The sequence below is a fragment of the Mycolicibacterium celeriflavum genome, assembly GCF_010731795.1.
Taxonomy (GTDB): Bacteria; Actinomycetota; Actinomycetes; order Mycobacteriales; family Mycobacteriaceae; genus Mycobacterium; species Mycobacterium celeriflavum.
Genome location: NZ_AP022591.1, coordinates 2,949,847 through 2,974,805, shown reverse-complemented (window position 1 = coordinate 2,974,805; position 24,959 = coordinate 2,949,847). Strand labels below are relative to the sequence as shown.

Sequence of the window (24,959 nt, the reverse complement as noted above, 5' to 3'; positions counted from 1 at the left end):
GTCGGCTCGGGTGGCCGGGCCACCGGAGCGACGTAATGTCGCTCATATGTTCGATCAGCTTGTGGGGGCGGCCGGGGGTACTCGTGGTGCCGCGGCGGTGGGGGCGTGGGCGCGGGTGGAAAACGCCGCCTGCGCGCGCCGGCTGCTCGCCAGCGCTGAGGTGCTCGAGCGGCTGCTGTCGGAGGCTGGGGCGGTGGATCGGGAACAGTGGTGCATCGACAACTGGTCGATGGCCGCCGCGGAGGTCGCGGCCGCCCAAGGGGTGTCGTTGGGGGTGGCCTCGCATCAACTGTTGATTGCCGATGAGTTGCGGCACCGGTTGCCGCGGGTGGGCGAGGTGTTCGCGACGGGGGCGATCTCGTATCGGATGGTCGCCGCGGTGGCCGCGCGTACCCGGCTGGTGCGCGACCCGGACGCGATGGCCAAGGTCGACACCGAGCTGGCCGCCCAGATCGGCGGGTGGGGGTCGTTGTCGGTGGAGAAGTTGCAGAACGCGATCGACTACTGGGTGGATCGCTACGACCCGGCCGCGGTGCGGCGCAGCGAATCGCATGCCCGCGGCCGCTACGTCGATATCTATGACCCCGACGACGGATCGGGCACCGCCTCGATTCAGGGGTCGTTGCTGGCCACCGACGCGGACGCCTTGGATCAGCGCCTGGATGCGATGGCCGCCGCGGTCTGCGACGCTGATCCCCGCACTGTCGAGCAGCGCCGTTCGGATGCGCTGGGCGCGTGGGGCCGCGGCGCTGATCGGCTGCAGTGTGCGTGCGGGCGTGCGGACTGTGCGGCCGCTGCGGCGACGGCGAGTGCGGTGGTGGTTCATGTGGTGGCTGGCGAGGAGTCCTTGACCGATGACACCGCGGCGCAGTTGGACGGGGAGGCGCCGCGCCCGCAGGGCGAACCGATGAGCCCGGCCGCCACCGACCCGGGGTATCTGATGGGCCGGGGAATGTTGCCCGCGCCGCTGCTGGCGGCGAAACTGGCCGGCACCGCCAAACTGAAACCGGTCGTTCATCCCGGCGACAGTCCGCCCGAACGGCGCTATACCCCGTCGGCGGTGTTGGCGTGGTTCGTGCGCTGTCGGGATTTGACGTGCCGGTTCCCCGGCTGCGACGAGCCCGCCGATCGTTGCGATCTGGACCATACGATCCCGTATCCGCATGGGCCGACCCAGGCGTCGAATCTGAAGTGCTTGTGCCGAAAACATCACTTGCTGAAAACGTTTGGTGGCTGGCGCGATGAACAGCATCCGGATGGCACCGTCGTCTGGACCTCACGGCACGGACAGCGGGTCACCACCTGTCCCGGCTCGAAGGTGCTGTTCCCCTCACTGTGCCGGCCCACCGCACCGGTCGACCCCGCACGCGTCGCCGCGGCACAAGCAACGGCTGATGCGAACACCCGCGGGTTGATGATGCCGCGCCGCAAGCAAACCCGCGCCGAAAGCCGCGCCCGAGCCATCGACGAGGAACGCCGCCACAACGAGGTGTATGTGGCGGAGCGGAACAAGCCGCCGCCCTTTTAAGGGTGGTACGGCACTCCCACGGCGCGGAACACGTACTCCGGCGGTGCGTCGAACGACAGCGATCGCCGGGGCAGTCGCATCAGCACATCCTCCGGGATCGCCACTTTGTAGTGCATCGAAAGTTGGCCGCTGAAGCGCGAATCGATTCCAGCGATGTCGACGTCGATCTGCATGCCGGTAGCCGAGAGTTCGGCGGTGACGGTGCCCGACTGCGCGGCGTCCCACCGTTGGTCGATGGTGCGGGACGCCAACTTCGGAACCGTCGACAGTGTGCCGAGAACCCGCTCGTTTGTCAGCGCCAACGAGCCGACGTAGCTGGTGACGTTGGCGTTCGCGCGCCGGCCCGGGATCTTGCCGCTGAACCGTCGGGTCACCGCGATGTACTCGGCGAGGAAAATGACGCCTTCGGCTTGCACCTCGGTCCGCATGTCGTCGGGCAGACCGCCGATTCGGAGCAGCTTACGCAGGAACACGGCCATGGGCTGTCACCCTAACGGCACAGTGATTCACGTGGTAGAGGTGAAGCGGTGGCATCACACAAGCGCTGGCTGGCGGTAACGGCTGTCGGCGCGATCGTGGTGTACGCCCTGCTGTGGGTGGGACATGCACAGCAGTGGACGTGGCTGACTGCCGCCGACTCCACCGCGCTCGACTCGTTCTATCGTCGTGGCGAAGAAAATCCGGGCTGGGTGCTCGGATGGGACGTCCTCTGCACCATCCTGGGGCCTAACGCCTTCCGGTTGATCACCGTGGTGTTGATCATCGTGGCGCTGGCGCGGCGCAATGTCCGGATCGCGATGTTCCTTCTGATCAGCGTGGAACTCTCCGGTCTCGTCACCGAAGCGGCGAAGGCGGCGGCCGATCGCGCGCGCCCGGACACCGCGTTCGTCTTCGCGCTCGGCACATCGTTTCCCTCGGGGCACGCGCTCGGCGTGCTGGTCGCCGTGCTCGCGCTGTTGACTGTGGGACTGCCCGTCGTGCGCGCTCCCGCGCGAGGTTTGCTGATCGCGTTCGGTGCAGTCATCGTCGTCGTGATCGGGCTCGGCCGTGTCGTGCTCAACGTGCATCATCCGTCCGACGTGGTGGCCGGATGGGCCTTGGGCTACGCGTATTTCGTGATCTGCCTGCTGGCGGTACCGCCGTCGCGACCAATCACGGAAGCGGACGAAACACCGGAAGTGCCCGGTACCGCACGCTGAAACTGCCCGTCGTGCATTCGGTTCCGACTTCACCGTCGAGGGCCAGCATCGTGGGGCCGTCCACCGCCGTGAACTCGAACTCCGGGACCCGCATCTCGTGATAGAACGGGCTGCGCTCGAGTCGGCCCAGAGCGGCGTCGACGAGGATGCGCAGCCTGCCGAACCGGCGGCCGGTCTCGAGAATCCGGATGTCCATCAGGCCGTCGTCCATGCGGGTCCGCCGCGACGGCGCGAATCCTGATGGCAGATAAGCCGAATTGCCGAGGAAGAACAGGAACGTCTGCAACGTCTTGTTGTCGTAGCGGATGCGTACCGGTTTCTCGTGGCGCAGGGTGTGAAACATTGCGTACAGGCCGGCCAGCGGCTTACCGATCTTGTGTTCGTACTTCTCCCGGGTCCGCACGAACGCCGGGTAAGCGCCGATACTGGCGGTGTTGACCACCATCTGATTCTCGTTCATGCAGACCAGATCGACGCACGCGACGCTGCCCTGCCGAATCGCCTCGATGGTCTTGTCCACTGTCTCGCAACCGATGTCCTTGGCGAAGTGGTTGAACGTGCCACCCGGGAAGACGGCCAGCGGAATGCCCGCTTCGAGAGCCGCCGCCGCGGCGCACGACACCGTGCCGTCCCCGCCGCCGATCGCGAGGACCTCTGCGCGCCGCGCCGCCGAACGCAGCACATCGTCGATGTCGTCATCATCGGTGAGCTCGATGATGTCCGTGCGGGGCAACGCGTTTCGCACTTCCTCGATGATGCGTGCGCCTGTGCCGCTGCCGGATGTCGGGTTGACGACCAGCACCACGCCGGCTCCGTCCGGGCGCGGCGGGGTCTCCACCCGGAGCGGATCGGCGGTCGGGATCCTCGGCGGGACCACCGCGGGCACTATCCGTCCGCCAAGCACCGCGATGCCGGCGCCGATGCCGAATCCGGCCAGCACGTCACCGGGATAGTGCGCACCGGTGGCGATCCTCGACATGCCGACCAGTCCCGCCAGCAGCGCGAGTCCGAGGCCGAGCGGCGGGCTCTCCAGGCCGACCCCGACGGCGAACGCCGCCGCGCTGGCCGAATGCCCGGACGGCAGCGAGTTGGACGTCGGCGTCCGACGGGCCTGGCGCGCCAACGGCACCAGCAGGCGGTTGGGCCGCTGTCGCCGCCACACCCGCTTGGCGCCCTGGTTGGTGATCAGGCTGGTGACCGCCAGGGTGATGACGCCGCGGATCGCGCCGCGCTTTGCCGACGCGCTCCCGGACGCCGCCAGCAACGCCGCAATGGCGAACCACAGCTTCGAGTGATCGGCCGCCCGGGTCAGGCGCGGCATCACCGCGTCGAGCAACGGACTCGGCGACTCTGCGATCGCTTCGAACACCTCGCGGTCGAGCGTGCCGAGGCCCCGGCCGATCTGCCGGATACCACGGTGGCGACTCCTGGACAGCAGGTTCATCCCCCCAACGTATCCACACCCGGCAACAACTAACCCTGGCGACGCCAAGCGTGGCTTACCCGACGGACACAGCGCTGGGCCATAGCATGACCGGGTGCGCCGACTGCTGACCCTGCTGTGCGCGGTCGCGATGACTCTGGCGACGTCACCCGTCGGCCAAGCGCAGACAGCGCCGTGGTTCGCCCAGTCGGTTGGCTCGGCCACCCAGGTGATCTCGGTTGTGGGCACCGGCGGTTCGAAGGCGAAAATGGAGGTCTACCAGCGGTCTGCGGCCGGTTGGCAACCGGTCGCGGTGGGCATCCCGGCCTGGATAGGGGCGAATGGCATGTCGCCGCAGACCCATGACGGCGAAATGAAAACGCCCATGGGCGTATTCACACTCGACTTTGCGTTCGGCACCGCACCCAACCCAGGCGGGGGCCTGCCGTATGTCCAGGTCGGACCCGACCACTGGTGGGACGGCGACATGAAAAGCCCCACCTACAACACCATGCAGGTCTGCAAGAAGGCCCAGTGTCCGTTCGACACCGATCCGGCCAGCGGCACCGAGAATCTCGACATCCCGCAGTACGTGCACGCGGTCGTGATGGGCGTCAACAAGGCACGGGTGCCCGGAAACGGCGGCGCATTCTTTCTGCACGCCACCGACGGCGGCCCGACCGCAGGATGCGTGGCGATCGCCGACGACAAACTGGTCGAGATCATGCGGTGGCTACGCCCGGGGGCGTTGATCGCGGTCGCTCAGTGAATCAAATGTTCAGCGCGCGACCGGGTTTGACCTTGAAATTAAGTGCCTCGAGCGACATCGACGCGTCGTAGGTGCGGTCGTATCCGGTTTCACTGATCCGCCATCCGTCGCTGGTCCGCCGGTAGCGGTCGTGGTAGAAACCCGCGCCGATCAACATGAAGTTGAAGTCGGGCGCGATCACCCGGTCCTGCAGATACCAGGTACCCGTCGCCTCGTCACCGTCGACGGTGATCTCGGGATGCGTGACGCGGTGTTCGGTGATGATCTCGGGTCCCAGCGAGTCGCGCATGAACTTCACCAGTTCGTCGCGGTTGGTGAAGTGATGCTCCTCGCCGATCGACTCGCCGTACTTGCCGACCACATCCTCGGTGAGGGTTTCGGCGAACTGGTCCCAATGCTTGGTGTCGAGGGCACGCAGGTACCGGAACTTCACTTGCTGGATCTCGTCGATGTCACCCATGGCGGACATTGCAGCACACACGGGTGTGGGCGGGCTAGCGCGCGGATGTCAGATTGCGGGTGGCCGGGCCTTCGAGCAGCGTGCCGTCCGGCGCGAAGCGCGATCCGTGCAGTGGGCACTCCCACGACTCGTCGGCATCGTTCCAGTTGACGATGCCGCCCAGGTGTGGGCACACCGGCGACACCCGGTACTCGTGGCCGTCGACCACGCTGCGGGCCTCGAGGTCCCACGGCGGGCCGCTGACCACGCCGCCCTCGTCGGGCGTGCGGTTGGCGATTCGGGTGACCGGTGTGATCCACCCGCGCGCCAGATACAGAGCGACCTGCGCGTTGGTCTGCAGCGCCTTTGGGATGCCGGACAATTCGTGCGGACTCCAACTGGCGAACGCCTCCGCCCAGTCCATCCGACCGCCGAGGATGCGACTCGACAACGCCAGCGCCGCAGCGGTCCCGTTGGTCATGCCCCACTTGTCGAAACCTGTTGCCACGAAGATCTTGTCGTTGCCCGGCAGGATCGGGCCGACGTAGGGCAGTTCGTCGATCGGCGAATAGTCCTGCGCGGACCAGTAATGCGTTTGCATCGCACCGGGGTAGTGCAGCTTCGTCCACTGGTCGAGTTCCTGCACCGAGGACGCCGGGCTCTTCTGGTGACCGACCGGATGTCCTGCGCCACCGGCGATCAGGAAGTCGCCGTCGGGGGTCGGCGCGTACCGGAGCGACCGGGTGGGGGAGTCGGCGGAGATGTACATCCCCCGGGTGATGTTGACCGGCACCTTGTAGGCCATGCAGTAAGAGCGTTGCGGCTTGAGACGGGCGAAGAAGCCGCCGCGATCGAGGATCGGAATACCCGTCGCGAGAACGGTTTGGTTGGTACGGACCTCGAATTCCTCACCGGCGCTGGTGCGGACGGTCAAGATCAGTCCGTCGCCCTCGGTCGAGACCTTCTGCACCCGAACGCCTTGCGCCAACCGGCCGCCGCGCTCCTCGAGTTCGACGACCAGGCTGTCCAGCAACGGCATCGGGTCGAACTGCGCCTGGTCGGCCAATCGGACCGCGCCGTGGAAGGGGAACGGCACGTCGGCCTCGTCCACCCACTGCGCATCGAGTCCCGCGGTCTCGCACGCCTGCAATTCCTGGCGCACCGATGAGACGCCCTTGTCCGACTGCGCATAGGTGTAGGCGTCCTCGCGCTGTACGGAAAGCCCGTGCGCCTCGCAGTGCTGGATCAGCCACTCCTGGCCCTCGCGATTGCCCTGGACGTACTGGCCGGCCGTCTTGGGACCGTGCTTGTCGACGATCTTCGACAGCTTGGTGCTCTGCAGCAGGCTGATCTTCGCGGTGGTGTTGCCGGTGGCGCCCGCGCCGACCCGTTGCGCTTCCAGCACCAGGACGTCTTTGCCCGCCCGCGCTAACAGCACCGCGGTGATGAGCCCGGTTATCCCTGCGCCCACCACCACGATGTCGGCCGACCGATCCGATTCGTCCAGCGGGTCGGGCGGTGTCGGCTGCTCGACGCGGTTTGCCAGCCACAGAGATGTCATGGCCTTGCAGATACCCGTTTGGGGCAGCCCAAAACGGCGGCGGCCGAACGGGGTTCGCACGGAGTGTCTGACGGGTTCCGCGTGGTCGGACGGCTATCGTGTGGTCCGTTATGAGCGACCCGTTGGGGTTGTCGATCGGGACGACGAACTTGGTCGCGGTGCGCATCGACAATCAAGCCAATCAACCTGTGACTCGACGCCCGGTGTTCACCCTGCCGGACGGCGTCGTGATGACCGGTCTGGTCGAGCGCGTCGGCGACTCGGTGCCGCTGGTCGCCCCGGACGGATCGCTGCATTCGGCCGATCGGCTGCTGGTCGAGGCGCTTGCCGAACTGGTCGACAGCACCGGTGGCAAGCCGTCGGACGATGTCACCGTCGCGGTTCCCGCGCACTGGGGACCCGCGGCGCTGCAGACGTTGCGCAATGCGATGCGCGGGCACCCGATGCTCGGCGCTGACGGCACGCCCGCGCGACTGGTTTCCGATGCCGCCGCGTCGCTGAGGGCGCTGCAGGCCAATCCCGGTCTCCCGGCGCAGGGTGTGGTGGTCCTGCTGGACTTCGGTGGCGGCGGAACCAGCATCACGCTGGCGGACGCGGGCGCGGAGTTGGAACCGATCGACGAGACGGTCCGGCACGCGGAGTTCTCCGGGGATTGGCTGGATCAGGCCGTGCTCAGCCACATCGTCGACGAGCTCGCGGCGTCGGGGCGGGTCGATCCTGCGAGTACGGCCGCGGTGGGATCGCTGACCCGCCTGCGAGAGGAGTGCCGCCACGCCAAGGAACGGCTGTCGGCGGAGGAAGCGACCGACGTCGACGCAGAGCTGCCCGGCCACCGGGCGGCGGTCCGGTTGACTCGAAGTGAGCTGGAGGCGATGATCGCCACACCACTCGCCGGCGTTCTGCAGGTGTTGGATAAAACGTTGCAGCGCAAGGCAATTGACCGCGTTGATGTTGGGGCTGTCGTCGCGGTCGGCGGCGGCGCCAACATTCCGCTGATCCGGCGGCGGCTCGCCGAGCACTTCGGCATGGCGGTGATCACGACACCGCAACCTTCGGTCGCCGCCGCGGTGGGCGCCGCGCTGATCGGGGCGTATACGTCGGCCGCCGAAGCGCAGACCGGGCTGGCGCCGGTGCTGCCCGCGGAGGTGGACTCGCCGGGGTCGGCGACGTTCCGGGCGCTGGCGTGGTCGCAGGACGACGACGCGGCAGGCGAACTCGTGCCGTACACCGGGGTGGAACCGTACGAGACTCCCTACGACACCGGGTCGATGCGGCCGCCGGTGCGGTATGTGGCCGCGACCGGGCCGATCGAGGAACCGCGCGTCTGGCAGCGGTTGCCGGGGATGGTCTTCGGCCTCGCCGCGGCGGTCGCGGTCGTGGCCGTCGGCGGTGTCGCGATCGCGTTGACGAGCGCGACGGGCAACACCGGTGTGACCGAGGCGCCGCGCACCTCGCCGGTTCCGCCGCCGGCCGCGCCGCCCCCTGCGACCAGCGAGGCACCGCCGCCGCCGCCGGTGGAGTCCGTCACGGTCACCAGCGCGCCGCCGCCACCGCCGGTCACCAGTGAGGCGCCGCCCCCGCCGGTGACCACGGTCGTCACCACGACGGAACCGACCACCACAACCACAACCACAACGACCACGACAACAACCACGACCACGACAACCACCACGACAACCACGACCACGACGACGACCCCACCCACGACGACTCCACCCACGACGACCACCCCGACGACGACGCCGATGACAACCACCTATCTGACGGTGCCGTTCGTGCCCGTTCCGATCCCGATCCAGGTCCCACAGAATCCGTACCAGCCGGTCCCGTAGGTCCAGGTGTCGGATAATCCGGTGATGAACCGGGCGGGTTGGGCAGCGGCGGCGATGGCAATTGCGGGGATAGCGGTGTCACCGACCGCAGCGGGCACGCCGGCCGAGGGCGACATCGAGCGCACCGATCTGGCGAAGGGCACCACCGACACGCCGATCGCGATCGTCGCGGTGGGGCAGCCGACGACCCTGTATGTGCAGAACCTCGTGCTGTCCCCGGCGTCGAGCAGCGGTTGGCACACCCACCCCGGCCCCGAGCACTCGGTGATCAACGCCGGCGCGGTGAACCTGCAAACCGCGACCGGTTGCGCGCCGGTTGCCTTCACCGCGGGACAGGCCATCTTCATCCCGGCCGGCGTTCCGCATGTGGTGTCCAACAAGGGCTTTGAGCACGCGGAAGCGACGGTCACTTACACGCTGCCGGCCGACCGGCCAATTCGGGATGATGCCCCGGCCGCCTGCCCGTAGGGCTCAACGCCCGTAGGAGTAGTCCGGTTCGTGGAACCGGTTGATGATCGGAATCCGCTCGATGATGCGGTCGCGCAGGCGCGGCTGCGGCGGGGGCACATAGGCGGGCGCCGGCGGAGGCGGTGCGTAGACGGGTGCCGGTGGTGTGTAGGCCGGAGCGGGCGGTGTGTAGGCCGGAGCGGGCGGTGTGGCCGCCGGCTCTGGTGGCACATAGGCCGGTGGTTCGTAGGCCGGCTCCGCGGCGGGTGCGGCCGGCGGTGGAGGCGCGGCCACGGCGATGGTCTGCGCGACCACTGGGATTGCCTCGGCAGGCGTCGTCACCTTCTTCAGGGCCGGGGGCGCCTCTTCGGTGACGGCAACGGATTCGCCGTCGGCGCTGGCGGCCGCGGGTGCGGGATCGTCGTCACGGGTGAGGCTGAGGCCGACCGCCGCCGAGATCGACACCACGAACGTCACCACCGCGGCGACGAGCACCGAGGTCAGCGCACCCACCGTCTTGGGCTGGTCGGAGCCTGTCGCGTCCAGAGCATTCACCGCACGCGCCGACGCCAACGCCGCGCCGCGTGCCATCGCGACGTCGGCCTCGGCCGCGGAGAACACCGGTGATTCCGTGACGTCGCCGAGCGTCGAGGTGATCAGATCGAGGTCCGGAGCCGAACCGACCACGAAGACCGCCGACGGCTGCCATTCATTGAGCTCGAGCATCGCGATCACGCTGCTCGGCAACTCGACGACGTCGGCGCCGTCGAGAGGTCGGGCGATGCGGTCGACGGTCACGCCGTCGCCGGTGACCATCGCGACCACCGCGGCGTCGGGTTCCACGATGCACACCGCGACGTCGTCGTAGTCGGCGAGGTCGGCGATGCCCGCCGCGAGCACGTCGCCCGCCTCCAGTTCGGAGATCGCGATCGCATTGCCGTAGCCGCGGGCTGTGAGCGCCGTGAGCACACCGGACGCGACCTCTTCGGCCTCGTTGGTCCAGGTGACGCCGATCGCATGGATGGGGCTGTCGACGACGTCGGCAAGCACCACGTTGAGCAGATCGTCGGGATCGACCTCGGCGTCGAAGTCGAACGACCCGCGGTCGACTGTGGCGCCCTCGCCGGTCGTGCCCTCGACGAGCACCCACCGAACCGTGCTGGACGTCATCGACAGGCCGAGCACGAGGTCCATATCTGTGTCCCCGTTCTTGCGGTGAATCAGGTTCCGAGGTTACCTCCCGACCGACGCGGTGCCGAACGAGAGCGTCGAGCAGCAGTTAGCGTTCGAGCGCGGCCGAACCTGCTCGGCGGGTCCGCAGAATTGCGGTCAAGGTAACGATTTGATATACAACCCCCCGTGGGACGGCACTCCGTAGCCAAGAAGCGGCGCACGCCACCGATGGGCGTGGCTGCAGCCATCGCCCCGGCAGCGCTCTTCTTCGCGGTGGGCGGAGACGTCCACTTCTCCGCTCGCCCGGCGCCCGAAAGCGAACCCGTCGTCGTCGAGGACGCGACGCCGTGTTGCGTGGAGATCGTGGCGGCGGCACCGACGCGGCTTGCGGCTCCGTCGGCCGGCCAGGTTCCTTTGACCGCGATGCCCGACGCCATGGTGGCAGCGGCCCGGTACCGCACCGTCGACCGTTCGCTTCCGACCGGGATCGCGCCCGAACGCGGGCTTCAGGTGAAGACGATCCTGGCGTCGCGGGCCATCAGCGACGCGTTCCCCGAGATCAGCAACATCGGCGGGGTGCGACCGGATTCGCTTCGATGGCACCCCAACGGTCTGGCGCTCGATGTGATGATCCCGAATCCCGGTAGTGCGGAAGGGATCGCGCTCGGCAACGAAATCGTCTGGTACGCACTGCGGAACGCGAAGCGTTTCGGATTACAGGACGCGATCTGGCGCGGCGTTTATTACACCCCCGACGGTGCTCAGAGTGGCGGCTACGGCCACTTCGACCATGTGCACATCACCACCCACGGCGGCGGCTACCCCGACGGTGACGAGGTCTACCTGCGCTGAGGTGACCTGAAGTCGGTCTCAGTGGTGTCCGCCGTCATGTTCCCGGCTGTCCACGGGACCGCTCGCCGGGTTGGACGCATCCGGTGCGGTGGGGGCGGGCACACAGGTGGGTTTGCCGTCGACGACGGATTCGCTTCCGGTGCATGCTGGTTCCGCGACCGACTCCAGATGCGTATCGGTCAGTGCGATCACGGCGGGAGCCGCGAACAGCGCAACACCGAGGACGACTGCACCGGCAAGTCTGCGGGCGGGCCTTGGCAGATCGAACATGTCATACCTCCCTGATCGAGCGTCTCGACAAGAAGCACGCGAGGCAAAGTCGAGACTATTGCCGGCACCGGCGAAGGCGCGGCGGATTGTGCAGAAAACTGACTCATCAGTTCGTTCGCCAAACGTTTGAATTGCGTCGAGCAGAACGCCATACAGGCACACCGTGGGTCACTAGGGTCGGCAGTGCAACCTTCGAGAAAGAGGTAAGGCCATGGCAGACACACTCTCCGAGGGACAGAAGCTCGAGAGGGGCGGATCGCTCACCTCCAACAACGGGGCGTACACGTTGACGTTGCAAGACGACGGCAACCTCGTGCTGGCGGCACGGGGGGAAGCGGTGTGGGCCACAGGCACCAACGGCCAGAACGTGGTACGCGCCGAAGTCCAGACCGACGGCAACTTCGTGCTCTACACGTCCGATAAGCCGGTGTGGCACACCGACACCAAGGGCAAGAAGGACGTCAAGCTCGTCCTGCAGGACGACCGCAACCTGGTGCTGTACGCCGCCGACGGGCCGGCCTGGTCGACGAAGACCGACACCAAGGAAGCGCCACCCGCCGCGCCTGAAGCCGCGCCCGACGAGGTAGCCCCCGCGGCGGTCGAGGAGCCGGCTCCGGCACCCGAGCCCAAAGCGGCACCCGCACCTCCTCCGCCACCACCACCGCCGCCGCCGCCCGCGCCGCGGACCTACACGGTCGTCTCCGGCGACACATTGTGGGCCATCGCGGAGCGTTTCTACGGCGATGGCAACAAGTATCAAGTGATCGCGGACGCCAGCGGGATTTCGAATCCTGATCTGATCCATCCCGGCCAGGTGCTGACGATTCCCTGACTGAACGCAACGCAACGGTGGGCTGGACCGAAAGATGCCGTGGGCGGCCGCCGCGTGGAGCCGGTGACGGGAATCGAACCCGCGTTCTCAGCTTGGGAAGCTGATGTTCTGCCATTGAACTACACCGGCTTGTTTGAGCACGAAGGCTAGCATCCGAGCGGCTACGCTCGTCGGGTGCTGCTCTCCGACCGCGACATCCGCGCCGAGATCGCCGCCGAGCGACTGAGTCTCGACCCGTTCGACGACACCTTGGTCCAGCCGTCGAGCATCGACGTGCGCCTCGACAGCTTGTTCCGCGTCTTCAACAACACGCGCTACACCCACATCGATCCGGCCAAGCAGCAGGACGAGCTCACCAGCCTCGTGCAGCCCGAACCCGGCGAGCCGTTCGTGCTGCATCCCGGCGAGTTCGTGCTGGGCTCGACGCTGGAGCTGTGCACGCTGCCCGACGACCTGGCCGGCCGGCTGGAAGGCAAGTCCTCGCTGGGCCGCCTCGGGCTGCTGACGCACTCCACCGCGGGTTTCATCGACCCGGGATTCTCCGGCCACATCACACTCGAGCTGTCCAACGTCGCCAACCTCCCGATCACGCTGTGGCCGGGCATGAAGATCGGTCAGCTGTGCCTGCTGCGACTGACCAGCCCCGCCGAGCATCCCTACGGCAGCGCCAAGGCCGGGTCGAAGTACCAGGGCCAGCGGGGCCCGACGCCGTCGCGGTCGTATCAGAACTTCATCAAGTCCAGCTGACCCCGGCGCACGGTGAGCACGCGGTAACCACCCAGAAACACGAAACAAATAGGAAACACGCGCGCCCCGCGACGGAAACCTGAAGCCGAAATGCTCTTTCCCGACCGGGAGGAGCCCCATGGACGCGATCGATCCGGCCGCGACGGCCTGGCTGCTGGCGGCGACGGCGATGGTGCTGTTGATGACGCCTGGGCTGGCGATCTTCTACGGCGGCATGGTCCGCACAACCGGCGTGCTCAACATGATCATGATGTGCTTCATCTCGATCCCGTTGTGCACGGTTGCGTGGTTGCTTGCCGGCTACAGCGTCGCGTTCTCCGACGACGCCGGCAGCGGGTTGATCGGCAACCTGACCCACTTCGGGATGCTCGGCATCGATCCGACCACCTTGCGCGGCGAAGTCCCCGAACTGCTGTTCGCCACCTTCCAGCTCACCTTCGCGATCGTCACCGCCGCCCTTATCAGCGGCGCAATCGCCGACCGGGCCCGGTTCGCGGCCTGGATGGTGTTCGTTCCGATGTGGACGGTCGCGGTGTACGCGGTTGTCGCGCACTGGGTATGGGGGCCGGGCGGCTGGCTCTTCGAGTTCGGCGTGCTCGACTACGCCGGCGGCCTGGTCGTCGAAATCGTCTCCGGCGCTTCCGCTTTGGCGCTCGCCCTGGTGCTCGGGCCGCGGATCGGCTTCAAGAAGGACGCCATGCGCCCGCACAACCTGCCGTTCGTGTTGCTCGGTGCCGGGCTGCTGTGGTTCGGCTGGTTCGGGTTCAACGCCGGGTCGGCGCTGGCCGCCAACGGCACCGCGGCCGCCGTGTTCCTCAACACGCTGGTGGCCGGCTGCCTCGGCATGCTCGGCTGGATCACCGTCGAACGGATCCGCGACGGCAAGCCGACCACCTTCGGTGCCGCCTCGGGTGTGGTCGCCGGCCTGGTCGCGATCACTCCCTCGTGCGGGACGGTCAACACCCTCGGCGCCTTCATCGTGGGGGCGGCCGCAGGAGTGGTCTGCTCGTTCGCGGTCGGACTGAAGTTCCGCTGGGGTTATGACGACTCGCTCGACGTGGTCGGCGTGCACTTCGTCGGCGGTGTCGTCGGTGTGCTGCTGATCGGCCTGATCGCCACCGAGGTGATGACCGCTGGTCCGTCGGGCCTGTTCTACGGTGGCGGGCTGACGCAACTCGGCAAGCAGTCACTGGCGGTCGTGGTCGTCGCCGCTTACGCGTTCACCGCCTCCTACCTGATCGCCAAGATGATCGATCGCTTGATGGGCTTCCGGGTCAGCCCCGAGGACGAGACCACCGGTGTCGACTTCACCCAGCACGCCGAGACCGCCTACGCGGAGGGTGTGCACGGCCACGTGCCGACGAGGCGCCCGGGGTTTGGCGGGCTCGGGGCGCTGGACACACCCGGAACACCACAACCGGCGGAAACCGCCGACGAGAGTTGAACCGCCGGGCGCTTTCGGTCGTTGACACGAGTAGGGTCTAGATACCGGCGTCGGCCGTACCCGTGCCGTTCACAAGTCGGCCCGGCTGATCGTCCTAGCAAATACGGGTTCGGGTGTAACGCCCGTGCTGCTCAGGACGATTAAGCACTAGTCGGCGGCTTGTGCGGAGCGAGGCACCGGTCGCCGATCCAGGCAACATAGCAAATACTCATGGAGGGGCAGTGGACATCGTACTGGGTGTGTCGATGACACCTGCGACGGTCCGCATCGTGCTGGTCGAAGGCGAGAAAGCCGACGGGGCGACCGTCGATCACGACGTCTTCGACGTGAGCGAAGCTGAGGGTTCGGCAACGCCGGGCGCGGCCGCCCAGGTGGTGGATGCGGTGCTCGGCACCAAGGAGAGCGCCGAGGCGGGCGGCCACGATCTCAAGGCCATCGGTGTCACGTGGAGCGACCACGCCGAAGCGGCGCAACTGCGCGAGCTGCTTGCTGCCCGCGGCATCGACGACGTCATGCTGGTCTCCGACGGCCACGCCGCCGCCGCCCTCGCGCAGGCTGTCGGCCGCGCGGTCGGCTACGGCACCACCGCGCTGCTGTTCATCGACCGCGACACCGCCACGCTCTCGGTCGTGCAGACCGACGACGGGTCGGTGGTCAAGGTGCTGGGCCGGACCCTGCACAGCCAGGACGCGATGGCCGTGCTCGCCGACATGGCCGCCGCCGTCGACGCCCAGGACACGCGGCCCCAGGGCATGTTCGTCGTCGGTTCGGGCGTCGACGTCAGCTCGGTGAAGAGCCATCTCGAGCACCTGGTGAGCCTGCCGGTGCATGCTCCCGACGAGCCCGAGATGGCGTTGGCCCGCGGCGCGGCGCTGGCGGCGGCCAACGCGCCCGCGTTCGAAGCCTCGACCGTCGGTCTCGCCTACTCGCAGGACCCCGATGGCACCACGGCGGGTTCGGTGTACGCCGGGCTGGCTGGCGCGGAGACGCAGCTCGCCCCCGCCGGCGACGACGGCGCCTACCTCGACGCCGACGAGCCGAAAACCGACCTGTCGCCGACCTCCAACGACGACCGCAAGCCGTTCCTGCTCGTCGGCAGCGCCTTGACGTCGATCTTCGTCGTCGGCGTTGTGGCGCTGGTGATCTCACTGGCGGTCAGCATCCGCCCGACCGCCGACGAGCGACCCAGTCCCGGCCAGAGCGCGATCGTGCCGAGCTCCGTCGCACCCGCGCCGCCGCCTCCGCCGGTGGAGCAGGCGAAGCCGGTCCAGGCGCCACCACCACCGGCTGAGACCATCAAGGCGCCGGTGCCCGTCGTCCAGGAGCAGCCTGCGCCGCAGTCTCCGCGGACCGTCTACGTCGAGGCGCCTGCCCCGGCGCCGCAAGCCCCCGCCCCCGCGCCCGCGCCGGCGGCCCCGCCGCCTGCTCCGGCCGCCCCCCCGGCCCCGGCGCCGGTGGCGCCCGCGCCGGTTCCGGCCTACCTGCCGCCGGCAGTGGCGCCGCCGCCGTACTACTACCCCCGGCCACAGAATCCGTGGAATCCACCGCGGTCGCCGTGGACCCCGCCGAAGTCGTCGCCGTGGACACCGCCGTGGCAGGACGAACCGGAGGAGCCGGAGTGGCCGGACCTCGAGACGCCGCCGTGGCAGAACGGGTCCGGCAACGGTTCGGGCAGCAATCCCGGTTCGGGCAGTTACCCCGGTTCCGGGTCCGGCGGTAACTCCGGCAGCGGCTCCGGTCGGTACCCAGGAAGGGGATCCGGTGACGACGGGCCCCGCCGCTCGGGCGGCTCGTCCGGTGGTGGCGGGTCGAACTGCTTCCTGATCTTCTGCGGATAGGCACACTCGTAACCTGACGTTGGCCTGCCGCTCAGTGTCGCGTCGCGGTTAGCTCATCCCGGCCGCATATCAAGGCCGTATGCGGTGCACCGTCTTCGGTACCGGTTATCTCGGAGCCACCCACGCGGCCGGCATGGCCGAGTTGGGCCACGAGGTGATCGGCGTCGACGTCGATGCGGGCAAGGTCGCCAAACTCGCCTCCGGAGAGATCCCGTTCTACGAGCCCGGCCTGCGAGACATGTTGAGGGACAACCTCGCCGCCGGTCGGCTGACGTTCACCACCGACTACGAAGCCGCGGCCGAGTTCGCCGATGTGCACTTCCTCGGCGTCGGCACGCCGCAGAAGAAAGGCGAGTACGGCGCCGACCTGCGCCACGTGCACGCGGTGATCGACACGCTGGTGCCGCGGCTGCGAGGGTCGGCCGTCATCGTCGGCAAGTCGACGGTGCCGGTGGGCACCGCCGCCGAACTCGGCGACCGGGCGCGCGCACTCGCGCCGGAGGGGGTCGACGTCGAGATCGCCTGGAACCCGGAGTTCCTTCGCGAGGGCTTCGCCGTGCACGACACTCTGCATCCCGACCGCATCCTGCTTGGGGTGCAACGGAACTCGACGTCGGCCGAGGCGGCGATCCGCGAGTTGTACGCGCCGCTGCTGGCCCAGCAGGTGCCGCTGCTGGTCACCGATCTGCAGACCGCTGAGTTGGCCAAGGCGTCCGCGAACGCTTTCCTGGCCACCAAGATCTCGTTCATCAACGCGATCTCCGAGGTCTGCGAGGCCGTCGACGCCGATGTCACGCTGCTCGCCGACGCGCTGGGTTACGACTCGCGGATCGGCCGCCGGTTCTTGAACGCGGGCCTGGGTTTCGGCGGGGGTTGCCTACCCAAGGACATCCGCGCGTTCATGGCGCGTGCCGGCGAGCTGGGTGCCAACCACGCACTGACGTTCCTGCGCGAGGTGGACAGCATCAACATGCGTCGGCGCACCCGGATGGTCGAATTGACGACCGCCGCCTGCGGCGGTTCGTTGCTCGGCGCGAACATCGCCGTGCTCGGCGCCGCGTTCAAGCCGGAGTCAGACGACGTGCGTGACTCGCCCGCGCTCAACGTCGCGGGCATGCTGCAACTCAACGGCGCCACCGTCAGCGTGTACGACCCTAAGGCGATGGAGAACTCACGGCGGGTGTTTCCGACGCTGACCTACTCCACATCGGTCACCGAAGCCTGTGCACGCGCCGACGCCGTGCTGGTGCTCACCGAATGGCGCGAGTTCGTCGAGTTGGACCCTGCCGACCTGGCCGACATCGTGCACGCGAAAGTGGTTGTCGACGGCCGCAATTGCCTCGATGTTGACCGCTGGACCCAAGCCGGCTGGCAGGTGCACTGCCTCGGTAGGGGGGCGGTCTCGCCCGGTCGGTAGGCTGGGCCCACCTGACCGAACGCCAATCGGGTCAAGGAGGGCCACGTGGAACCGATTCGTCCGGCACGGCGGGCCGGACCCATCCGTCACCGGATCCGATGGCTCGCCGTACACGGATTCGTGCGCGGCGCCTCGAAGCTGCTCGCCCGCCGTGGGGATGTGCAGGGCAGGCTGATCGCCGACCCGGCGGTGCGCGTCGACCCGGTGGCGTTCACCGAGGAACTGCGCGCGCGAGGGCCGGTGGTCAAGGGCGCCGTCATGCACATCACCGTCGACCACACGATCGCCAGCGACCTGCTGCGGTCCGACGACTACCACGTGATGCCGATCGGATCGAACCTGCCCAAGCCGCTGCAATGGGTCGCGAACCGCACCAAGACCGGCCTGCTGTATCCGCTGGAACCGCCGTCGATGCTGTCGGTGGAACCGCCCGAGCACACCCGCTACCGCAAGTTGGTGTCCTCGGTGTTCACCACCAGAGCCGTTGCCGCACTGAGGGACCGGGTGCAGACCACCGCCGATTCGTTGCTCGACGACCTCGCAGGCGCCGGAACCGTCGACGTGGTCGACCGGTACTGCTCGCAGCTGCCGGTCGCCGTGATCGGTGACATCCTCGGTGTTCCCGACGAGGCCAGGCCTCGCATCCTGCAGTTCGGCGAGCTCGGTGCGCCGAGTCTCGACATCGGTCTGACCTGGACGCAGTACCGCAACGTCTACCGGGGCGTCGAAGGCTTCAACGACTGGCTTTCCGAGCATCTCGAAGAGCTGCGCCGCCATCCGGGCGACGATCTGATGAGCCAGCTGATCGTGGCGTCCGACGAAGGCGCCCGGCTCAACCAGCGTGAGTTGATGGCAACCGCGGGACTGGTGCTGGCGGCCGGCTTCGAAACGACGGTCAACCTGCTGGGCAACGGAATTCGGATGCTGCTCGACCACCCGTGGCACCTGGACACGCTGTCGGAGCGTCCGGAGTTGTGGCCCACCGCCGTCGAGGAGATCCTGCGGCTCGACCCCCCGGTGCAACTCACCGCACGGGTGGCGAAGAAGGACGCCGAGATCGCGGGCATGAGGGTCCGGCCCGGCGACGGCGTGATCCTCTACATCGCCGGCGCCAACCGCGACCCCAACGTGTTCGACGACCCGCATCGCTTCGACCTCGAACGCGAGAACGCCGGCAGGCATCTGTCGTTCTCCGGTGGCAGGCACTTCTGCCTGGGAGCGGCGTTGGCGCGCGCCGAGGGCGAGGTCGGGCTGAGGACGTTCTTCGAGCGCTTCCCCGATGCGCGGCTGGCCGGTGCCGGCAGCAGGCGCGAGACCCGGGTGCTGCGCGGGTGGGCGTCGCTGCCGATTGCGCTGGGAACTGCTCGCGCACGGATTAGTTCGGCGTCCTGACGCGATCGGGCGGTTTCCGCATCGAGTATTGAGTACGTTCGGAACGTGGATTTCCGAGCCGCGCTGCTCGACCAGACCCGGGCCTTCGGGGAACTGATCCGCGGTGCAGACCCGTCAACGCCCGTGCCGACTTGCCCCGAGTGGACGCTCAAACAACTGTTCCGTCATGTCGGGCGCGGAAATCGTTGGGCCGCACAGATCATCGCCGAACGCCGGATGGCTCCGCTCGATCCGCGCGAAGTGCGCAGCGGCAGGCCGCCCGACGACCCCGACGGTGCGGCCGACTGGCTCAACCAGGGGGCGCGGCTGATCGTCGACGCGGTCGACCGGGCGGGCCCCGCCACTCGGGTGTGGACCTTCCGCGGTCCGCGCCCGGCGGGCTGGTGGATTCGTCGACGGCTGCACGAGGTGACCGTCCACCACGCGGATGCGGCGCTGGCGCTCGGCGTCGACTACGACCCGCCGCCCGACCTCGCCGCCGATGCGATCAGCGAATGGGTCGAGCTGATGGCGGGCAATACGACGCAACCCGCGCTCGACCGCGGCAGGACCATCCACATGCACGCCGCCGACGACGGGCTCGGACCCACCGGCGAGTGGACCATCGTCCATGACGAGGAAGGCGTCTGGTGGTCGCACAACCACACGAAGGCCGACGCCGCCCTGCGCGGCACCGCCACTGACCTGCTGCTGGCGATCACCCGCCGGCGCGAAGCCGCCGAACTCGGCGTCGAAGTGCTGGGCGATGCCGCTGTCTGGGACCAGTGGCTGGAGCGGACGTCGTTCTGACGGCGTACCTTCTCGGCCATGACCAATGCGACACGCTAAAGCGCTAACGGCTGTTGCGCTCAACGGGGTTTGCACCGCCAGCAGACTCGGAAGCGTGACTACTGGGCTGGCGGGAGGCGGCGGAACCTGTGTGGCCTCGGTTGGACCCGCTATCTGTTGCAGCTGCCCGGCAGGAGGAGCAGGAAATTCGTTCGGTGGAGGATCCTCGCAGTGTCCTTCGCCTGTTTAAAGGTCGTCCACCCATAGACCGCCGTTATTAACACAGCAGCCCTCGTCCGCAGATAACAGGGTGCCCTTGTCGATTTTGCCCTCGATGTAGAGATCTTCCGCGACGTTATCTGTAACGGGTTTCGGGTGTGCGTTGGGTTTGGGCTTGCAGACTGGCCACCGTGTCGCGGGTTAACCGTTCGGGCACCGCGGACCGCCCAGTTCAAGCCCATCAGCGTGATCTTCCCCTACCTGTCGGCGCACCTGTCCGCCTCGACATCGAGATCTTGCTATTCACAGCATATTTCAACTGTGGCGAGACACTGCGCCTCACCGTCGCCGGTGCCGATATCTACCGCTGGCCCGTACAGCACCTCGTCAACGGGCACGATCTTCTCAACAACACAGCTGCGCATGTGCTGCACACGGGCGCCGACTATCCATCTGTTCTCAATTTGCCGATCCTGACCGGTGCAGCAAGAAATGCAAGCCGAAGATGGGCGCGCTGATCTTCTTCGCAGGTGTTTTCATCGTTGCGTTCCACCCGTATTGGCGCAGCGCCGCCGTCATCATCTCGCTGTTCGGCTGGTTCGTACTGCTCTGGGATGAACCCAACGGTCGAAAGTCTCTGCCGGCCCTCCTGCTAACCGCGCACCTAGGCTGAGCCAAGCCGCCAGGAACCGGCGGAGGGCAGCTGTCCACTCACGAAGCTTGATCGCCGGTTACATGTAGGCCACAAGACCCGTTTTAGGGCAACGTCTTATACATGACACTGACGCAAAGGTCAGGTTAAACAACGCAATCCGCGTGAGACGTTACAGATAAGCGGTGGGTACGCACGCTTCATAACGGACCCAATCGAGCCCCGTGCGTTTGGCGCATGCCAGTGGCGGGGTCTTCGAGTGTGCTTGTTGTGATTCCCAAGATGAGCCTGGACGCTAGTACCGCGGCGGCGCCGAATGTTGCTAGGGATGGCATGAGTACCAACTACTTTCGGGCTGTGGCTATAGCGACTGACAGCTCGAGAACCAGTTCGTCGTCGTGGACGAAGTCTTGCCAGCGCGCGACGACGTCGTCTTCGAGTCTTCGTCGGTGGCCGTCATCCGTCCCTAAGACGAGGCCCGCTATAGGTGTGACTTCGAGGTATTGCCAAAGGAATTCGGCCGGTGGCGGGAGTCGCAACGCCTTCGTCACGGTCTTGACGGTCACGTCTTGGAAGTGAGCGCCGTCCAACAGCCGGCGAAGTTCAGTTTCGCTCACTGAGAAGACCGCCCGAAGGAAACCGGGGAGATCAGGATTGATGTGGCGGCCAAGAGCGTCAGCCATGATCTCGAACAGTCGCGGCATCGCTCCGGGCACGTTGACGGCGACGCGGCCACCCGGCGACAGCACCCGCCACATCTCGCTCACTGCCGCGGCTCGGTCGGGAAAGAACATCAGCCCGAGCTGACACAACGCCAAGTCGTAGGACTCATCGGCAAGCGGGAGAGCTTCGGCGCTTCCCTGCCGCCACTCAATTACGGCACCGGACGGTGCGGCGCTTGCGCGGGCAACCTCCAGCATTTCAGGGGTGAGATCCACTCCGACGACTTTCCCGGTGGGTCCCACCCGCTCGGCGGCCAGACGGGTGACGACGCCGGTTCCGCACGCGATGTCGACGACATATTCACCCGACTCGGGTGCGGCCGCCTCGATGAGATCGTCGGCCAACGGCGCGGGAATGAGCGGGACGAAATTTGTCGCGTAATTATCAGCTTCGGTTCGCCGGAGGTCACGGTAATCAACTTGTTGAGACATGGTGAGACGGTACGAACGGCAACGCTCTCGCCGCGTCGACCGAATCGACCATTTCGCTGCGATGCCAGTGGTCAGTTCTGACCACTCGTCCCTCAGACGAGGTGTTGCTCGTAGGCGTAAGCGGTGGCCGCCGACCGGGACGACAAGCCGAGCTTCGTGAAGATGTTCTGCAGATGGCGCGCGACGGTGTGCTCGCTGAGCACGAGGCTCGCACCGATCTCTCGGTTGGTCTTGCCGGCAGCGACAAGCCGTAACACCTCGCATTCGCGTGCGGTCAGCATGCCCTTCGGCCCCTGCGGGCTCCCGACGAGTTCGGCCAAGCGTCGCATGTCTGGCTTGGCGCCGAGCCGGTGAAAGCCGTCACGTGCCGCGTCGAATTCCATTGCCGCGAAGTCGAAGTCGCCAAGCGCCCGGCACGCCAGCCCGCACTGGACCCGAGTTCGAGCGGCTTCGTAAGGCATTGCCAGGTCCCGCCACCCGGCTGATGCGCGGTGCAAGGCGGCAAGCGCCCCAGCGGCGTCGCCCTCGGCCAGCAGCGTCGACCCGTCGGCGTGAGCGGCGACCGCGCGCAGGAACGGAGCGTTGATGGTTTCCGCGAGCCCGGAGAGTTCGTCGGCGCTCGTCCGCGCTGCCGCGACGTCGCCGCTCGTGAGCATGATCTCAACGTGAGCCGCCAATGCGGCCGGCCGGCCGAAGGGATCTGAGCTTTCGTCCACCGCGCGGCGGATGGCGGTCGTCGCTGCGTCGAGTTTTCCCTCGGCCATTCGGAGTAAGGCCAAGCCGGGCAACGGCTCTCGTCCAGATTGGTGGGCCTGCCGGTATGCGGCCTCAGCGTCGTCGAACTCCCCGCGCAGCCGGTGCAGCTCCGCTTGCTGGTAGGCGGCCAGCCCGAAAGTAGGGTGTGGCGTCGGGTGTGACAGGTGTGCGCAGGCCTGACGGGCAGCGGTCGTCGCCTTGGACCACTCGCCGTGGATCTGCAAGATTTGCGCGCGATGCACGAGGCATTGGCCGCGGTAGGGGACGAGGCCAGGCTGGGCGTCACACCACTCGCTCAATGCCACGGTCCACTCGGTTGCTCGCCGCAGGTCGAACGCGCCCATGCACGTCTCGATGACGGCGCAGTAGACGATGCCGGCCGGGATGGGCGACACTTCGCCCGCGGTGACGCTCACCATCGCTTCGTCGAGCAGCGCGACGCCCCGCGCCGTCTCACCGCCGGTGACCGACGCCTGACCTTGCCCCAACCGAGCGAGGGCCGCCAGGTCCGGGTCGGCGAACCGTGCAGCGATCCTGCCGGCCTCGGCGAACATCGCAAAAGATTCGGCCGAGTCCCCACTCGTCCACAACTGAAGGCCCGCGGATACGAGTAGGTAACCGCGGGCGGCGCAGTCCAGCTTGCCGTCCTCCACGAGCCGGCCTACCCGCGCCAGCCATCCGCCGCCGCGTGCGCCGTTGCCTGCAAGCAGCTGTGTGAGCGCCAGCCAGAACCCGCACTCTGCGGCGCGGCCGGGGTCGTCGCGCGCCAAGTGTGCGGAGTAGGCCTGTTCCCAGGCTCGAGTGCTTTCCTCGTCCCTTCCCAGCAGGTAGGTGGAAATGGCGAGGCGTTCGAGATCGTTCGCATCGAGATCGCGCTGCGCGCTGGCCTGGATCAGGGTGTCGTAGACCTCGGGCCACGCCCGGTGTTCAAAGGCGTCCTGCGCCCTGTCGGTGGCCGCCATCATCTCAGTCTGGCGCATTGTGAGGCGACACAGGTGCCGATCGTCGGCCGGTAGGCGTCGCCAGCACCGCGGCGATGCCCGTCGTCAGCGGGACCGACATGGCCAGCGCGATACCACCGACCGCCGAGCGGGCGATCTCGATGGCCACACTCTCGCTGGTCAGCACGTCGCCGAGGGCTCGGTTGGCGACGCTGAACAGCAGCAGCAAGGGCAGCGCACTGCCCGCATAGGCCAGCACCAGGGTGTAAACCGTGCTCGCGATGTGGTCACGACCCACCCGCATGGCGCCCACGAAGATCGCCCGCCGCGAGGCCCCCTCGAGTTCGGCCAGCTCGAACACGGTAGACGCCTGCGTGACCGTGACGTCGTTGAGCACGCCGAGTGACCCGATGATGAACCCGGCCAGCAGCAGCCCGGTGATCGATACGTTGCCGAGGTAGGTGGCGACCGCGTTGTTCTCCTCCTCGGACAGGCCGGTGAGGTGAGTCAATTCAATTGCGGCCCAGGATAATACCGCTGCGAGGAGCAGAGATGTCAACGTGCCGAGCAGCGCCGCGCTGGTGCGCAGGCTCACGCCGTGCGCCAGGTAGATGACCGCGTAGAGGATCAGCGCCGACGCCACCAACGCGACGGGAATGGCTGCGGCACCGTCCCGTAAGGCCGGCAGCATGAAGACGACGAGAACCGCGAAAGCGACCACGATGCCGACCAACGCACGCAACCCGCGCCATCCGGCGACCGCGACGACCACCACCGCGAACGCCGCGGCCAGCCCGGTCAACGGCCAGGCCCGTTCGTAGTCATAGAAGGAGTACGTCGTCGTGCCGGTCGGGTCGACCTGGCGGGTGATGCGGATCTGGTCACCGACCGCGAGCTGGGGTTGCCCCGCTCCGCCGCTGAATTGCAGCAGTGTGTGGGCGCCCTCGTTCGGGCCGGAGTCGATCGCGACGAACGAGTGCACGCAGTTGGCCGCGTCGCCCTCGACCGGTACCGGTTCGGTCGTCAGCACCGCTCCCACGGCCGGCCCGCCGCAGACAGCTTTACTGCTGGACACCACGTGGCCCGATTCGGTGGTGACCGCGCCGCCTTCGGCGTTCTGGAACGGCAGCGGGATGTCGGTCTTCTGCTGGCTCGGCCACAGCCAGGTCGCACCGACCAGGACGGCCAACCCGATCACGATCAACAGGCCGACGACGATTTTCGCGGCCATCGGCCCCAGCGGCGCTGGACCCTGCAGAGAATGCGAGTGTCCGTGCGAGTGCGTCACGGACTACAGCGTAGAGAA

At 67.5% G+C, this 24,959-nt stretch carries 24 protein-coding genes and 1 tRNA gene; 15 read left to right on the top strand and 10 right to left on the bottom strand.

All coding sequences use genetic code 11. The features are described from left to right. Positions 1-46: 46 nt before the first annotated feature. Positions 47-1,528, top strand: coding sequence for an HNH endonuclease signature motif containing protein (locus tag G6N18_RS14525; RefSeq protein WP_083005807.1), 1,482 nt, complete (start codon positions 47-49; stop codon positions 1,526-1,528). Here the strand turns inward: G6N18_RS14525 and G6N18_RS14520 are convergent. Next, positions 1,525-2,007: a hypothetical protein gene (locus G6N18_RS14520; protein ID WP_067225911.1), complete on the bottom strand. Its 483-nt coding sequence runs from the start codon at positions 2,005-2,007 to the stop codon at positions 1,525-1,527. The genes G6N18_RS14525 and G6N18_RS14520 overlap by 4 nt on opposite strands. A 48-nt stretch (positions 2,008-2,055) precedes the next feature. Between G6N18_RS14520 and G6N18_RS14515 the strand changes: the two genes are divergently transcribed. Next, positions 2,056-2,727, top strand: a complete 672-nt coding sequence (locus G6N18_RS14515) for a phosphatase PAP2 family protein (protein WP_083005804.1) — start codon at positions 2,056-2,058, stop codon at positions 2,725-2,727. Here G6N18_RS14515 and G6N18_RS14510 read toward each other — a convergent pair. Beyond that, positions 2,681-4,171: a bifunctional phosphatase PAP2/diacylglycerol kinase family protein gene (locus G6N18_RS14510; protein WP_067225906.1), complete on the bottom strand. Its 1,491-nt coding sequence runs from the start codon at positions 4,169-4,171 to the stop codon at positions 2,681-2,683. The two genes, G6N18_RS14515 and G6N18_RS14510, sit on opposite strands and share 47 nt — an antisense overlap. Positions 4,172-4,265: 94 nt before the next feature. On the opposite strand from G6N18_RS14510, the gene G6N18_RS14505 reads away from it, so the two are divergent. After that, positions 4,266-4,919 carry a L,D-transpeptidase family protein gene (locus G6N18_RS14505; protein ID WP_083005801.1) on the top strand — a complete coding sequence of 218 codons (654 nt, stop codon included), beginning with the start codon at positions 4,266-4,268 and terminating at the stop codon, positions 4,917-4,919. A 1-nt stretch (position 4,920) separates the two neighbouring features. Here G6N18_RS14505 and G6N18_RS14500 read toward each other — a convergent pair whose 3' ends face one another. Then, positions 4,921-5,379: a nuclear transport factor 2 family protein gene (locus tag G6N18_RS14500; RefSeq protein ID WP_067225901.1), complete on the bottom strand. Its 459-nt coding sequence runs from the start codon at positions 5,377-5,379 to the stop codon at positions 4,921-4,923. 34 nt (positions 5,380-5,413) lie between these two features. Continuing rightward, the gene (locus G6N18_RS14495; protein WP_083005797.1) at positions 5,414-6,919 is read right to left on the bottom strand and encodes an FAD-dependent oxidoreductase; all 1,506 of its coding nucleotides are present in this window, start codon (positions 6,917-6,919) and stop codon (positions 5,414-5,416) included. 110 nt (positions 6,920-7,029) lie between these two features. Between G6N18_RS14495 and G6N18_RS14490 the strand changes: the two genes are divergently transcribed. Together G6N18_RS14490 and G6N18_RS14485 are read left to right on the top strand one after the other, a co-directional pair. Then, on the top strand, positions 7,030-8,751 hold the full coding sequence (locus G6N18_RS14490; protein WP_083005793.1) for an Hsp70 family protein: 1,722 nt from the start codon (positions 7,030-7,032) through the stop codon (positions 8,749-8,751). A 24-nt stretch (positions 8,752-8,775) separates the two neighbouring features. Continuing rightward, on the top strand, positions 8,776-9,219 hold the full coding sequence (locus tag G6N18_RS14485; protein ID WP_067225892.1) for a cupin domain-containing protein: 444 nt from the start codon (positions 8,776-8,778) through the stop codon (positions 9,217-9,219). Positions 9,220-9,222: 3 nt separating this feature from the next. Here G6N18_RS14485 and G6N18_RS14480 read toward each other — a convergent pair whose 3' ends face one another. Continuing rightward, positions 9,223-10,392 (bottom strand): DUF7159 family protein, encoded by a 1,170-nt coding sequence (locus G6N18_RS14480; RefSeq protein ID WP_083005790.1) that lies wholly within the window; start codon positions 10,390-10,392, stop codon positions 9,223-9,225. 165 nt (positions 10,393-10,557) lie between these two features. On the opposite strand from G6N18_RS14480, the gene G6N18_RS14475 reads away from it, so the two are divergent. Continuing rightward, the gene (locus tag G6N18_RS14475) at positions 10,558-11,223 is read left to right on the top strand and encodes a VldE C-terminal domain-containing protein (protein WP_179962308.1); all 666 of its coding nucleotides are present in this window, start codon (positions 10,558-10,560) and stop codon (positions 11,221-11,223) included. 18 nt (positions 11,224-11,241) lie between these two features. On the opposite strand, the gene G6N18_RS14470 is transcribed toward G6N18_RS14475, so the two are convergent. Then, positions 11,242-11,493 (bottom strand): hypothetical protein, encoded by a 252-nt coding sequence (locus G6N18_RS14470; protein ID WP_083005787.1) that lies wholly within the window; start codon positions 11,491-11,493, stop codon positions 11,242-11,244. Between the two features lie 211 nt (positions 11,494-11,704). On the opposite strand from G6N18_RS14470, the gene G6N18_RS14465 reads away from it, so the two are divergent. Further along, the gene (locus G6N18_RS14465) at positions 11,705-12,325 is read left to right on the top strand and encodes a LysM peptidoglycan-binding domain-containing protein (RefSeq protein ID WP_083005783.1); all 621 of its coding nucleotides are present in this window, start codon (positions 11,705-11,707) and stop codon (positions 12,323-12,325) included. Positions 12,326-12,380: 55 nt separating this feature from the next. Here G6N18_RS14465 and G6N18_RS14460 read toward each other — a convergent pair. Then, positions 12,381-12,454, bottom strand: a tRNA-Gly gene (locus G6N18_RS14460). 45 nt (positions 12,455-12,499) lie between these two features. On the opposite strand from G6N18_RS14460, the gene dcd reads away from it, so the two are divergent. The 8 genes from dcd (at position 12,500) to G6N18_RS14420 (ending at position 20,823) form a co-directional block, all read left to right on the top strand. Beyond that, complete coding sequence (gene dcd, locus G6N18_RS14455) at positions 12,500-13,072, top strand: dCTP deaminase (protein ID WP_059098673.1); 573 nt, start codon at positions 12,500-12,502, stop codon at positions 13,070-13,072. Between the two features lie 118 nt (positions 13,073-13,190). Further along, the gene (locus G6N18_RS14450; protein ID WP_083005781.1) at positions 13,191-14,516 is read left to right on the top strand and encodes an ammonium transporter; all 1,326 of its coding nucleotides are present in this window, start codon (positions 13,191-13,193) and stop codon (positions 14,514-14,516) included. A 221-nt stretch (positions 14,517-14,737) separates the two neighbouring features. Next, the gene (locus G6N18_RS14445; protein ID WP_163689890.1) at positions 14,738-16,354 is read left to right on the top strand and encodes a DUF7159 family protein; all 1,617 of its coding nucleotides are present in this window, start codon (positions 14,738-14,740) and stop codon (positions 16,352-16,354) included. 79 nt (positions 16,355-16,433) lie between these two features. Then, positions 16,434-17,771, top strand: a complete 1,338-nt coding sequence (locus G6N18_RS14440; RefSeq protein WP_083007182.1) for a UDP-glucose dehydrogenase family protein — start codon at positions 16,434-16,436, stop codon at positions 17,769-17,771. An 81-nt stretch (positions 17,772-17,852) separates the two neighbouring features. Next, a complete protein-coding gene (locus G6N18_RS14435) occupies positions 17,853-19,163 on the top strand; it encodes a cytochrome P450 (RefSeq protein ID WP_083007188.1) in 1,311 nt (436 codons plus the stop codon). 45 nt (positions 19,164-19,208) lie between these two features. Further along, positions 19,209-19,952: a maleylpyruvate isomerase family mycothiol-dependent enzyme gene (locus G6N18_RS14430; protein ID WP_083007180.1), complete on the top strand. Its 744-nt coding sequence runs from the start codon at positions 19,209-19,211 to the stop codon at positions 19,950-19,952. 356 nt (positions 19,953-20,308) lie between these two features. Further along, on the top strand, positions 20,309-20,668 hold the full coding sequence (locus tag G6N18_RS14425; RefSeq protein WP_109749595.1) for a CocE/NonD family hydrolase C-terminal non-catalytic domain-containing protein: 360 nt from the start codon (positions 20,309-20,311) through the stop codon (positions 20,666-20,668). After that, positions 20,656-20,823 (top strand): hypothetical protein, encoded by a 168-nt coding sequence (locus tag G6N18_RS14420; protein ID WP_163689755.1) that lies wholly within the window; start codon positions 20,656-20,658, stop codon positions 20,821-20,823. The genes G6N18_RS14425 and G6N18_RS14420 overlap by 13 nt, the downstream gene beginning before the upstream one ends. 323 nt (positions 20,824-21,146) lie before the next feature. On the opposite strand, the gene G6N18_RS14415 is transcribed toward G6N18_RS14420, so the two are convergent. The 3 genes from G6N18_RS14415 to G6N18_RS14405 all read right to left on the bottom strand — a co-directional run bounded on the left by G6N18_RS14415 (position 21,147) and on the right by G6N18_RS14405 (position 24,941). Then, complete coding sequence (locus tag G6N18_RS14415) at positions 21,147-21,956, bottom strand: class I SAM-dependent methyltransferase (RefSeq protein ID WP_083007177.1); 810 nt, start codon at positions 21,954-21,956, stop codon at positions 21,147-21,149. Positions 21,957-22,048: 92 nt separating this feature from the next. Further along, the gene (locus tag G6N18_RS14410; RefSeq protein WP_234806278.1) at positions 22,049-23,674 is read right to left on the bottom strand and encodes a LuxR family transcriptional regulator; all 1,626 of its coding nucleotides are present in this window, start codon (positions 23,672-23,674) and stop codon (positions 22,049-22,051) included. Between the two features lie 4 nt (positions 23,675-23,678). Continuing rightward, positions 23,679-24,941 (bottom strand): YibE/F family protein, encoded by a 1,263-nt coding sequence (locus tag G6N18_RS14405; RefSeq protein ID WP_083007173.1) that lies wholly within the window; start codon positions 24,939-24,941, stop codon positions 23,679-23,681. Between the last annotated feature and the right edge of the window lie 18 nt (positions 24,942-24,959).